The organism is Balneolales bacterium ANBcel1, assembly GCA_029688905.1.
Classification (GTDB): domain Bacteria; phylum Bacteroidota; class Rhodothermia; order Balneolales; family Natronogracilivirgulaceae; genus SLLW01.
This window is the reverse complement of sequence record JARULB010000003.1, coordinates 303008-316327: the sequence shown is the minus strand read 5'-3', so window position 1 is coordinate 316327 and position 13320 is coordinate 303008. Positions and strand designations below refer to the sequence as shown.

The 13320-nt window shown below is 50.8% G+C and carries 10 protein-coding genes; 8 read left to right on the top strand and 2 right to left on the bottom strand.

Features of this window, described 5'->3' with window-relative positions:
- Positions 1-89 precede the first annotated feature (89 nt).
- A complete protein-coding gene (locus tag QA596_05710) occupies positions 90-1028 on the top strand; it encodes a cation diffusion facilitator family transporter (GenBank protein ID MDG5766955.1) in 939 nt (312 codons plus the stop codon).
- A gap of 161 nt (positions 1029-1189) precedes the next feature.
- Positions 1190-1597: a universal stress protein gene (locus tag QA596_05705; protein ID MDG5766954.1), complete on the top strand. Its 408-nt coding sequence runs from the start codon at positions 1190-1192 to the stop codon at positions 1595-1597.
- A gap of 44 nt (positions 1598-1641) precedes the next feature.
- Here the strand turns inward: QA596_05705 and QA596_05700 are convergent, their stop codons facing one another.
- Positions 1642-2625 (bottom strand): sugar phosphate nucleotidyltransferase, encoded by a 984-nt coding sequence (locus QA596_05700; GenBank protein MDG5766953.1) that lies wholly within the window; start codon positions 2623-2625, stop codon positions 1642-1644.
- A gap of 231 nt (positions 2626-2856) precedes the next feature.
- On the opposite strand from QA596_05700, the gene murF reads away from it, so the two are divergent.
- Positions 2857-4617 carry a UDP-N-acetylmuramoyl-tripeptide--D-alanyl-D-alanine ligase gene (gene murF, locus QA596_05695; protein MDG5766952.1) on the top strand — a complete coding sequence of 587 codons (1761 nt, stop codon included), beginning with the start codon at positions 2857-2859 and terminating at the stop codon, positions 4615-4617.
- 12 nt (positions 4618-4629) lie between these two features.
- Here murF and QA596_05690 read toward each other — a convergent pair whose 3' ends face one another.
- Positions 4630-5862, bottom strand: coding sequence for an ABC transporter permease (locus QA596_05690; GenBank protein MDG5766951.1), 1233 nt, complete (start codon positions 5860-5862; stop codon positions 4630-4632).
- Positions 5863-5998: 136 nt separating this feature from the next.
- Between QA596_05690 and glgB the strand changes: the two genes are divergently transcribed.
- From glgB to QA596_05665, 5 genes are all read left to right on the top strand, one after another.
- Positions 5999-8200 carry a 1,4-alpha-glucan branching protein GlgB gene (gene glgB / locus QA596_05685; GenBank protein ID MDG5766950.1) on the top strand — a complete coding sequence of 734 codons (2202 nt, stop codon included), beginning with the start codon at positions 5999-6001 and terminating at the stop codon, positions 8198-8200.
- Positions 8201-8216: 16 nt separating this feature from the next.
- Positions 8217-9761 carry a 4-alpha-glucanotransferase gene (malQ, locus tag QA596_05680; protein MDG5766949.1) on the top strand — a complete coding sequence of 515 codons (1545 nt, stop codon included), beginning with the start codon at positions 8217-8219 and terminating at the stop codon, positions 9759-9761.
- 200 nt (positions 9762-9961) lie between these two features.
- Entirely contained in the window at positions 9962-10759 is a 798-nt protein-coding gene (locus tag QA596_05675) for a glycogen/starch synthase (GenBank protein ID MDG5766948.1), read from the top strand.
- Between the two features lie 18 nt (positions 10760-10777).
- Entirely contained in the window at positions 10778-11986 is a 1209-nt protein-coding gene (locus tag QA596_05670) for a hypothetical protein (protein ID MDG5766947.1), read from the top strand.
- Positions 11987-11998: 12 nt separating this feature from the next.
- On the top strand, positions 11999-13300 hold the full coding sequence (locus QA596_05665; protein ID MDG5766946.1) for a hypothetical protein: 1302 nt from the start codon (positions 11999-12001) through the stop codon (positions 13298-13300).
- The last annotated feature ends 20 nt before the right edge of the window (positions 13301-13320 follow it).

The following is a 13320-nucleotide window of genomic DNA, read 5'->3' as shown; positions in this document are numbered from 1 at the left end:
GATCATTTTAATTCTGATTGGTTTGATTCTGCTTTTGTTTGGGATATTTTGAGCCGACATAGAAATAGTGGGATGCCATATGTTTTGAAATGAGTAAAAAAAAGACTGCACCGACCAGTACAGAGCCTGCCCACAACCGGACCCAGAGAGCGATAACCGTCAGTCTGGTGGTATCAATTATTGTGTTTTTGATCAAACTTTCGGCCTATCTCTATACCGGTGCCAACAGTGTGCTTTCCGATGCTGCGGAAAGTTTTATACATGTATTCGCTGTCGGGTTTTCCACTTTCGGTATCTATCTGAGTCAAAAACCGCCAGACCTGGACCATCCCTATGGGCACGAACGCATTGGCTTTTTTGCAGTCGGAGCCGAAGGCATGCTCATTCTTGTCGCGGCCCTGACAATATGCTACCAATCGGTGATGAGCCTCTTCAGGGGGATCCAGGTATTCAATCTCGAAGCCGGTGCCGCCATCATTTTTATTTCCGCGTTCATCAACCTGGTACTTGGCCTGTACCTGGTTCGTACCGGCAAACAGGAAAACAGCATGATCCTGATAGGCAACGGAAAGCATACCCTTACCGATGTCTATACCAGCGGGGGAGTACTGGTAACTCTGATTCTGATATCAAGAACCGGTCTTCTGTTTCTGGATGCCCTTGTAGCCATGGGAATCGCCCTTTACATATCTCTGGAGGGGTATCGCCTGGTCCGTTATGCGACTACCGGATTGATGGATCAAACCGATCCGGAAACGGATGCCAAGATAAGAGGCATTCTTGACGGGCAAGCAGGTGATTACATTTCGGGCTGGCACGACTTGAGGCACCGGAGTACCGGGAGTACACTGTGGATCGAATTTCATTTGCTTTTCAAGCCCGGAGTGGATCTGGAAAAGGCCCACAGGGAAGCCACAATTCTCGAGAAAAAAATAATGGATCAGCTGGGCGGCCATGTTATCGTAACCGCTCATCTTGAGCCGGAAGGGGAACATGCGCGGCATCACGAAACGCTGCGTGACAAATAATATTGAAAGCCATAGAATAATTAGGTGAGATTTTGTAGCTTCTTGCCTACGAGGATGTCAGGCGCTTTTTGTATTTCTGAACAACTCCCGTCGATTGCTGATGAATTAGCCGGTTCAGACAAACACATATTATTATTGCTGTGGAACTTCCCAAAACATGGATGATAGCTACGGACGGTTCGCCATTTGCAAATCAATCTTTGCAGTATGCGGCCGGGCTATACAACTCCCTGCCGGAAAAGCCGGTCGTGTATATCGTCAATGTTGTATCGGACCCCATGGGAGTTGGCCGGGAGGGATTGCCCAAAGAAGTTGAACAGTCGGAAAAACTGCTCAGGAAAGAGGCGCTCAGGTTTTCAGAGAAGGGGACGGACGATAAAAACATCAGGATTGTCGTGGAAGTGGGAGACCCCCGAAAAAAGCTCGTGGAATTGTTGAAGCGTCTGGATGTGGATCACCTGTTCATGGGCGGGGCCGACTTCAGCTCCTCGGCGGTGGATATCACATCCGGTGGAATCACAAACTACATGCTGCACAACCTGAGCGGCATGGTTACCATCGTCAAGTAGCCGGACGGTTTGACCCACGATATTTGCATCCCGATTCTGCTATCCTACCCCCGAATGGTGGAGTAGTCACCCAGGTGAATCTCCTGCCGGCAGCCTTCTATCTCGGCCGCGGAACCAACTGTGGAGCGCTCCAGCTGCGAGTTCCGGATCACTGCCCGATCCAGAATAATGCTGTGGCTTACCTCTGAATCTTCAATGCTACAACCGTCGCCGATACTGGCACAGGGACCAATGACAGAATTTTTGATCGTTACTCCGTCTCCGATGTGGCAGGGTTGGATGATTGTGGAGCCGGGGTACCTGGAGGCGAGATCCGGCCGGGATTCCATGCGTTCCAGCACTTCGGCAGTAGATGAGATCCAGGCCGGGATCGTCCCGAAATCAAGCCATTGAGAGACATCAGCTGGACGAAAAACCGCGTTTTGTTTCAAAAGGCGGTCTATTGCGTCCGTGAGGTCGAACTCACTTTTGTGTCCACGGATGTCATTGTCCATCAGATATTGTAGCTCCTTCTGCAGTCGTTCACCGTCGCGGAAGTAGTACACGCCGATAATTGCCATGTCCGAAACAGGCTCCGATGGCTTTTCCACAAATCCGGTGATTTGCCCCTCTTCCAGCAGGGCAACGCCGTACCGGGACGGGTCCTCCACTTTCTTCAGCCAGATGACACTGTCGGCACCTTCCAGGTCAATGGCGCCATCAACCTCGAACAGGGTGTCCGCAAAGGCTACAATCACTTCCCCAGTCAGAGACTCAGCGGCACAATTAACAGCATGAGCGGTGCCGAGAGCCTCCAGCTGATAATAGAATGATGCTTTCGCTCCAAAGCGCTGCGTCATTTGTGAAAGCTGCTGCTCGACGTCCTTGCCGAAATCTCCCAGAACAAATGCGATTTCCGAAATTTCGCGATCGAGGGAAGCTGCAAATGAGCCGATGATACGCTCAATTAGCATGGTTCCGGCCACGGGTAAAAGCGGTTTGGGAGTGGTGAGGGTGTGGGGACGGAGGCGGGTTCCCTTGCCTGCCATAGGAATGATCAGTTTCATCGGGCGAAGTATTTCTTGAGCGATTTGAGGTTCACATGGACTCTGCCGCGTTGTTGCATTCAGATGAATTGTCTGAATAGGCTCTCTCTAAGGAAAAAACGACAGGTAATGAAAAATTCATCAGAAAAGATTCGGCTGACAAGATAACAGATCTTGGTATATTACGCGCAAGAAATTCACCGAGGCTGAACGGTCATCCAAAGCAGGTTTAATTTGAGTTGGTATTATCTTGCCATTGAAATTTTTTGCTGGGTATTCACCTTCGTTATGCTGCGCCACGGCTTATACCGGGGGAAGTACCTGCTCCACATTTTTCAGCAAAACGGCTACAAAATTAATGAGTTTTCAAGGTGGTTGCTAAGACACTGGAACAGGGTGCTGGTTCCCGTACCCCACCTGGCCATGCTATTAGTCACTCTTGCCGCCGAGTCGTTTCTTGAGGGATCCCTTACACCGACGGCCATCACTGTGGCCGTGATCATTTTCGCACTGTTCTGGTTTGGCAATGTTGCGCAATACGACTCCGCCCGGATCAAAAAGCCGCTTGTCTTTACCTCACGCATGCAACGTCTGGCGATTCTTTATGGTGGTATTTCTCTGTGGTTTCCGATCCTGGGTACCTGGTTTGCCTTTTACCAGGGCACGCTGTTTCCGAATATTTACATTCTGGTCACGGTATGGGTGCTGGCAGATTTTCTTCTGCCCGCCTTGCTGCTGCTGGCCGCCATGCTTGTTTACCCCCTGGAAAAATGGTTTCATTACCGTTTTAAATCCATGGCCCGGGCTAAAATTGAAAGCATGCCGAATCTGACGGTCATCGGCATAACAGGGAGCTATGGAAAAACAAGCACCAAGTTTTTGATCGATACGGTGCTGAAAGAGCGGTTCCGGGTTTGCACTACCCCCGGCAGCTATAACACGCCCATGGGGATATGCAAGGTGATCAACCGGGATCTGAAGCCGTCGGATCAGGTGCTGATTCTGGAAATGGGGGCACGTTATGTGGGCAATATTGATGAATTGTGCCGCATTGCACGTCCGGATATCGCCGTTGTAACCAATGTCGGGGTGGCTCACATGGAGACGTTCGGTTCGCAGGAGGCCATTGCCCGTACGAAAGCGGCCCTTGTTCGCCACCTGAAACCTGGCGGCGTGGCTGTTCTGAACGGAGACGATGCCGAGGTAAGAAAAATGGCAGGCCGCGATGATATTGCCACGATATTTGCCGGTTTGTCCGGTGATGTGAATCACATAATCGCCAAAAATATCGGATATGACGAGCAGGGCTGTTCCTTTGAACTCCATCTTTCAGATATCGACGGAATTCTCCGGGGGAGTTCGGAAAGCCGTTTGTCAGCTGATAGTGACTCCGGTGCGGCCGGTTCGTTCGACCTGCCAGGACCGCAGCATGAGCCGCTGACCGGCAAACCGGTTCGCGTGGAGCACATTACCATGCCCCTGCTTGGAGAGCACAACGTGCTGAATGCACTGCTGGCTTCCGGTGTGGGCGCGGCGATGGGCTTGCGTTCTCCCACCATCTCAATCGCTTTGCGAAAAGTACGCCCGGTCGAGCACCGGCTCGAGCTGAAAAAAAGGAATGGAATTGTAATTATTGATGATGCCTTCAACTCCAATCCGGTCGGGGCAAAAAATGCCATCTCTGTTCTGGCGGCATTTCGCACTGGTCGAAAGTTTGTTGTGACTCCGGGAATGATTGAGCTTGGAGAGAAACAGGATCATGAAAACTGCCGGTTTGGGCGGTGGATGGCCGCACACAATCTGGATCATGTGTATCTGGTTGGTCCCGAGCAGACCCGGCCTGTCTATGAGGGTTTGCGGGAAGAGGGTTTTGATGAAGCTAAAATATCGGTGGTGAACAGTCTTTTTGAAGCAAACGACCTGTTGAAGCGGGAGCTCCGGGAAAAAGATGTGGTTCTGTACGAGAACGACCTCCCCGACAGCTACGCCGAGTAAGGCAGATGCGGACTACTCGTTTCTTACGGCATCGGCCGGGTCGATTGAAGCAGCCCGGAACGCCGGATACCAGCTTGCTGCCAGGCAAAGAAACAGGCTTCCGCCAAGGACAAAGGCGGCATCCTGCCACAGTACCTCAACGGGGTAGGCGGATATGATGAACGACTCGGCTCCGGCCAGTTTCACAAGTTCAAACCGGTCCTGAATATAGGCCAGGAACAGCCCCAGGCTTCCACCGATGGCGCAGCCGGTCAGTCCGATATACCATCCCTGGCGGAAGAAAACAGCCATGATATCTTTCTTGCGAAACCCGATCGATCGCAACAGGCCGATATCCCTCTGTTTCTGTATGACGATCATGGTGAGTGAGCCCACGATATTGAGTACTGCAACCAGTACAATGATCATCAGGATGAAATAGGCTCCCCATTTTTCCAGGTTCATGACATCGTAAAGCGGCCGCTGCAGGTCGTACCAGGTTTGCACCAAAAAATCGTCGCCAAGAGCCTCCTGGAGACGGTGCTTGACCTCATCAGCCTTCTCGTGTTCATGAAGGCTGATATCAATACCGGACAATCGGTTTCTGTGGTCGAAGAGCCGTTCGGCAGCGTGGATATCAATATAGATCACCGGATCATCCACCACCTGCTGAAGGCTGTAGATGCCACGTACTTCAAAGCGGCTGACGCGCGGGCCGGTGAACTGTGTGAGTGCCCGTTGCATGCCCGCAGCGCTCAACAGAGACACCTCGTCACCAATATCAAGTCGTACAGAGCGGCTGAGTGGCTCGGATAAAAGGATTCCGGGCCGATTGTCACGTACAGCCAAATCCAGTCCGCCGACACTCATCAAGGTCTCCAGGTCGGCAAACCTGGCAAAAAGATCCGGATCAACCCCCTTGACCACCACCACCTGATCCCGGTTTCCCCGATGAGCTACCAGGACCTTGCCCTGAATAAAGGGAGACTGGATGGCGATTTCCGGAATATCGTCAAGCAATCGGGTCAGTTCGGGACTTGTTTCAAAGGAACGACCCTCGGCCGCCTCGATACGCACGTCCGGATCGTTGGCCAGAAGCATGGTCTTTATCACATCGAAAAAGCCGTTGAATACGGAAAGCACGACGATGAGGAGGGCGGTGCCGACGGTAACCCCGGCAATGCTGATCATGGTCAGGGTGGTGATCAGGGAGACTCTTTTTCGTGAGAAAAGGTATCTTCTTGCTATGAGGCGGTTTGCTTTCAACGATGTTGTGCGGAATTATTTTTGATCTTAAGTTATTTTCGTGCTAAATATTACGGAAGCGTGTGAATCGGGTTAATTTTAGTATAAAACTTTGTATTTTACGCGACAATACTAACGTCTCTGAATAAGAGGATCTGTGAAACACAAGTTTTTAGATCACGATCAAATCAATGCCCTTGAAGGGGCCGATCATTCCGATCCGTTTTCTGTCCTTGGTCCCCATGCTGCGAGCAAGGGAAAAAAGAAGGGCTTTATAGTTCGCACTCTCCAGCCTAACGCAGAAAAAGTGAATATATGGCTTGAGGAGAGCACATCCAATCAGGAGATGCAGCGGATAAGCGACGGCGGGGTATTTGAGATTTTTTTAGAAGGGGCCAAAGAGCCGCCCTCGTATTCGTATGAGATTTTCCCCTTCGAGGGTGCCTCTTACAAAATCGTGGATCCCTACTCATTTGGCCCGACACTTAGCGACCATGACCTCCATTACTGGGGAGAAGGGACCCACCGCAAAACCTATGAGTGGATGGGTGCGCATCTGATGACCATCGACGGGGTGTCCGGCACCCGTTTTGTTGTTGCGGCCCCCGGCGCCAAAAGGGTCAGTGTTGTCGGCACGTTTAACGACTGGGATGGCCGACGCCACCCCATGCGCAAGTATCATGAGCAGGGGCTTTGGGAAATTTTCATACCGGGCATCAGTGAGGGGGATATCTACAAGTACGAGATAGCGGTTCCCGATCAGGATGTACCCCTGCTGAAGGCCGATCCCTATGCCTTTTATTCCGAATTACGGCCGAGAAACGCATCCATCGTAAAAAACATCGACACCTACGAATGGAACGATCAGGAGTGGATGGCGGGCCGGAGCAAGGGATTTGGCGAGCCGATGTCCATATATGAGGTCCATTTAGGCTCCTGGAAAAGAAACGAAATCTCGCCGAACGGATTTCCAACGTACAGGGAACTGGCAGAAGAGCTGGTGCCCTATGTGAAGGATCTCGGCTATACGCACATTGAGTTGCTTCCGGTATCGGAGCATCCGTACGACCCTTCATGGGGATATCAGACAACCGGATACTTTGCTCCGACCTCCCGCTTTGGTGAGCCGGAAGGCTTCATGCATTTTGTAGACACCTGCCATCAGGCCGGTATTGGCGTGATTATTGACTGGGTACCGGCCCATTTTGCCAAGGACGACCATGGCCTCCGTCTGTTTGACGGGACCGCCCTCTACGAGCACGCCGATCCCCGCCAGGGGGAACACCGCGACTGGGGGACACTGATATTCAATTTCGGCCGTACGGAAGTGATCAACTTCCTGATATCCAACGCAGTTTACTGGTGCGACAAATATCATATTGACGGTATGCGTGTCGATGCCGTCGCTTCCATGCTTTACCTCGACTATTCCCGTGAAAATGAAGAATGGGTGCCGAACAAGTTTGGTGGACGTGAGAATATCGAGGCGATCGATTTTCTGAAACGATTTAATGAAATTCTGAATGAGGAGTTTGAGGGAGTAGTGACCATGGCCGAGGAGTCTACTTCCTGGCCGATGGTTTCCCGGCCGACATATGCCGGCGGACTCGGGTTTGATTACAAGTGGAATATGGGGTGGATGAACGATACGCTGAAATACATGGCTATCGACCCGATTTTCCGCAAGTATCACCACAATCAGCTTACGTTTTCGATGATCTACGCTTTCACCGAGAATTTCCTGTTGCCTCTCTCGCACGACGAGGTGGTGCACATGAAGCGTTCACTGGTCTCGAAGATGCCCGGCGACGATTGGCAAAAGTTTGCCAACCTCCGGCTGCTTTATACCTACATGTACTGCCATCCCGGGAAGAAGCTGCTGTTTATGGGCTCCGAAATCGCCCAGTGGGCAGAGTGGAACAGTGAGAAGTCGCTTGATTGGGGGCTGCTGAACTACGAGCGCCACAAGGGAATTCAAACGCTTGTCCGCGACCTTAACAAGCTGTACCGGGAGCAAAAACCCCTGCATCAGATCGACTTTGACTGGAGCGGGTTCCAGTGGGTCGATTTCACCGATGCCGACAGTGGTATCATCGCTTATATCAGGAGAGGGGTAAATGATTACGATTCCGTTGTTTGCATATTCAACTTTACACCACAGGTTCACTACGATTATTCCATCGGGGTGCCAAGAGAGGGGAACTACCGGATACTATTTAACAGTGATTCCGAGTTCTATGGGGGAAGTAACTTCGGAAACACCGAGTTGGCTGCCGAGGCCGAAGAGTGTCACAATCAGCCAGCCCGCTTGAAAATCAACATCCCTCCCCTGGCAGGGGTAATCATAAAATCATTGTAAACTTCAGCAGGACATTATGGATTTCGTAAGATCTTGTGGAACCCTGGTTCACCCCACTTCCTTTCCATCCGATTTTGCCATTGGTGACCTTGGAAAGGGTGCGTACGGCTTTATCGATTTTCTTGAACAAACCAACCAGGCGATTTGGCAGATTCTACCGCTTGGTCCGACCGGTTTCGGTAATTCACCCTATGCCAGCTATTCCGCTTTCGCGGGAAATCCCTATCTGGTCAGTCCGGAAATGCTCAAGGAAAAGGGGCTGCTGACCGAAGAAGAGCTGGCCCCCGCAAGAGTATCCCAAAGCGATAAAACCGACTACGAAAAAGCGTATGAGATCAAGGACAGGTTGCTTTCCATCGCCTGCAAACGGTTTTATGAACGGGATGATGCAGACGAACAGCGGCAATTCAAGGCGTTTAAACAGGAGAACAGCGAGTGGCTGGATGATTATGTGCTGTTTATGGCCTGCCTCATAGACAATGGTCGAAAACCCTGGAACCAGTGGGACAAAGCGCTGGCCAAGCGGGAAAAAAAGGCGCTCGATAATGCCAAGAAACAACTTAATGAAACTGTTGATGCCCAGTATTGGGTGCAGTTCGAGTTTTTCAACCAGTGGATGAGCCTTCGCAAGTACGCGAACGAGCGAAGTATCAAGATCATTGGGGACATTCCGATCTTTGTAGACCACAACAGCGCCGATGTATGGGCCAACAAAGAGTATTTTGAGGTGGATGAGACCGGAAACAGACTGCTGGTGGCCGGAGTGCCGCCGGATTATTTTAGCGATACCGGGCAGCTGTGGGGCAACCCGTTGTATCGTTGGAAGAAACTGGAGAATAAGGGATACAAATGGTGGATTGACCGGTTTCGGCAGATGTTCCACATGTTCGATGCGATACGGGTCGACCACTTCCGGGGATTTGATGCCTACTGGGAGGTTGCTGCAGATGCGGAAACTGCCCAAAACGGCCGGTGGGTGAAAGGTCCGGGCGAAAAACTGTTCGTGGCCATAGAGAAGGAGCTTGGGAAATTGCCCATTATAGCGGAAGATCTCGGTGTCATCACGCCCTCGGTTGTCGCTCTGCGCGACCGATTTAATTTTCCCGGGATGAAAGTGCTTCAGTTTGCCTTTGATGACCCCGGAAACGGATTTCTGCCCCACAATTACACAACATCCAACTGCATTGTCTATTCCGGCACTCATGACAACGACACCTCCCTCGGCTGGTATCGCCAGGCGCCGGAAAAGGAAAGAAATTATTTACGTGAATACACCCGCTCGGACGGCTCGGAAGTGAGCTGGGAGCTGATTCGGCTGGGGATGCTTTCGGTCGCAAACCAGGCCATTTTTCCTCTTCAGGATTTTATGGCGCTAGACGGTGAACACCGCATGAATTTCCCCGGTACCACCGAAAACAACTGGATGTGGCGCTATACGGACGAAATGTTCCAAAATGTCGACCAGGACAAAATCCGCCATATCATTGCGATCAGCAATCGAAATTTCAAGGATGTGCGTAGCGACTCCAATATTTCAGATATTGAGGCCGAAGAGGCCTGATTGTTTTAGTATCCGCCCGATAATTCGTATATTAGAAGATTGTATAATTAGGCCAATCCAGCCCAGATCACTGTTTGAAACCATTTATTTCGACATGTGAGCCATGGTCCGTTAGACTGAAACCGGAAATCCGGCCGGGTTTCGCTGTTAATATGTGCCGGAAATGACAACTACCGCCCGGAATAGTGAATTGATACATTATGAAAATCCTATATGCTGCCGCTGAAATTTCGCCCTTCGCAAGAATGACGCATACTGCCGACCTGCTTCGGTTTCTGCCGGCCTCTCTGCAGGACAAAGGTTTTGAAATACGCCTGCTGCTCCCCAAGTACGGATCCATCAATGACCGGCGAAACCGGCTCCATGAAGTGATCCGCCTTGCTGGTATCAAGGTGAATGTTGCCGGTAAAGAGGAAAGCATGCGTATCAAGGTGGCCAGCATCCCAAATGCGAAGCTTCAGGTCTATTTTTTGGATAATGACACATTTTACAAGAGAAAGGGCCTGTTCACCGACCCAAAGACCGAAGAGTTTTTCCCGGACAATGACCAGCGTCTTGTTTTTTATAATAAGGGGGTTTTGGAAACCGTTAGGAAGCTGGGTTGGAAACCTGATGTAATTCACTGCCACGACTGGGCGTCCGGATTGATTCCCGTTTTTCTGAAATCCATTTACAAAGACGATGACAATTTTTCGCGGGCGCGGGTGGTTTTCAATGTTCACAGTGCAACCAATCACGGAATTTTTGACCCGTCCATTCTGGATATCATGGGCCTGCCTGATGAGTTCGACCGGGATTCCGTCATTTTTGACGACGGGAAAGTCGATTTCCTGAAAGCCGGTCTCAAATATGCAGATCACGTAGTAACCGGCAATGAGCTGGGAGTCGAGCTTGATCCCGTATTTGAAGAGCTGGGAGTGACCCCGGACAAAATTCAGGGGTCTCCCCAGGATGTTTCCAGCAAATTCGCCGATTACTATAACCAGATTACGGAATAACCAGAGGTAACGATTTTTATGTATACGTTTGGCGGCCATGCGTCCCGTCTTGCCCCCCCGCTTTTCCTGATACTCATGGTCTGGCTTCTCCCTGGATGTGACGATACGCCCGTTGTTGGCGACAGACATTCTCCGGATGATGTGCGCATTGTTGCAGACACAATTTTTATTGAGAGTACTGCTGTTGTGAGCACACCCTCTTTCAGCGGAAACAGGCCCTATGTAACAGCCGGGCACTATGACGATCCCGTCTTCGGCAATATTCATGCAACGGCATTGATGAGGCCATCGATTTCGAGGCAAACCGGAGATACGATTGTCGCTAATGCCCGGGCAAGGGTCCGCTTCAATATAGACCACCATTATGGAGTAGAGGGAGAGAGTGCCGAATTTGCCCTGGTGGAAGTCGACCGGCCCTGGCGAAGCTCATCCTGGAGGTACGATTCCATCCCGAACTTGTCTGATCGGGTTATCGCCCGCTTTACGGTGAGCGGATCGGATTCGGTGGATGTGCCGATTGAAAATCAGGAGTGGATTAATGCCTATCGGAGTATTTTTCTGCAAACCTCGGCAACAGTACGCGATTCGCTCTATCGGGCCAATATGCCGGGTCTGGCACTAGTCGCTTCCGGAGGTGCTGATAAATTGATATCAACCGAAATGCAGAACTTCCGGTTTGTTTTTGAACACCCGGAAAACGATACTCTGAATCTGGAAAAGATTGCTTCAGGATGGGCGGTCAGCCTGGATACCGACATCGGCCCCGGGCAGGTGACCGATAATGGGGTGGCTCTGCTTAACACGCAACGGGCCATGCTGATGTTGGATATCCCGTTTACAGAAGATTATCTGGGCACGGATATGTTTTCTCGTCTGGAACTCGTTGTGTATGAAGACACACTTGCCATGCAGGCGGGCACTCATCCCAATTTGACCAGGCCGCGTTCGGAAACCAGCAGGCTTTTTTTCCTGGAATCGGATGACCTGGACTTCGCCATCACCCGGGATCCCGTTACCCAGGTTAACAGGCGTTCGGAAGACCAGTCCTACCGGTTCAATTTGACAAACTTTGCAACAGACAGATTGTACGGAAGTCCGGCAGAACGGCGTTTATATCTTTCCTATGGATTTAATGACGGCCGCGTATTGCCCATGCTTTTTGGCAATACAGATAATCCTGATATCAGACCGAGAATTATCATTACAAGAGTATCACAGGAGCAGTAATCTCAATTGTTTATGAAGCAACCACTATTGGCCATTACCCTTTTTGCCGTTGCACTGGTTTCCACAGGTGCTGATGACGCGAAAGCAGACGATATCTGGAAGGGCGGTTCCATTTACTCGCAATTCGGACTTGGTATGCCGCATGATGTTCGTTCCTCTTATGCTGATGGAATGGGTGTTTATGGAACGGCGCTGTATGACAACCGGCAACCGGGGAGTGCGAACCCGGCAACATGGGCGCGGGCTGTAATGACAAACATCGCCGGCAGTTTTGAAATCAGCAGCTACGAGGCCGAGTTCGATGACTATCGGGCAAACACCACTGGATTTCGCACCGGACCATTACAGCTGGTCATGCCGGTAAAACGCAATCGAGTAGGGGTTTCATTTTCAATAACCCCCCTTACATCGGCACGGTATGCCACCGAGGTAACGGACCGCATGGGCGCTGCACAAAATATTACAGGCGAAAACCTGCATTATTCCGTTAGAAGTACAGGGTCTGGCGGAATAAATAGAATTGAAGCTGGAGTTGGCGTCCGTTTGACCGATAACATCTCTGTGGGATATGCTCCATCCCTGATGCTGGGTGTGATTCACAGGAATCAACGGGTCACCATTGATGATCCTGATCATCGGGCAATTGTATTAAAGGAGCGCACCTCTCACTACGGATTCGGACACCGGTTCGGTGTGTTTCTGGAGTACAGAGACGCATTCCGGGAGAATGATCGGATGGCCTTTGGCGCCACCGTCTCCCTGCCGGTAGATCTGAATTCGGAACGCAGACTGGAATCCCGCATTGGTTCTTCGGATATTACCATTCACCCAGAATCCTTTTATGGAGACGGGCAGGTGACGTATCCGCTGGAGGCAAGTGCGGGCTTTACCTACAATATAAACCCTTACTGGATGATCAGCGCTGATGTACTGTATCAGAACTGGGATGAGTACACGAATTTCCAGGGAAACCGAGAACCTTTTTTCAATGACAGGATGAAAATGGGTATGGGAACTCAGTATATTGCATCCAGAAGAGATGTTGATACGTTTCTTTCCCGGTTTATTTACAGAATGGGAGTCTCATATGATACGGGAAGCCTCTCGCTGAACGATGGTCAGGATATCGAAACACTAACACTGCACGCCGGTCTCGGTCTGCCCTCTTTTCGAACCTCTTCCTCCATTAATATCAATGCGGAGTATGGTTTTCGCGGATCCGACGGCAGTGGATTACTGTCGGAAAGGGTTTTTGCAGTACGCGTATCCTTCAACTTATCCGAACTGATGTTCATTCAACGACGTCTGCAATAGCAGGCTATTTCAGAATAATT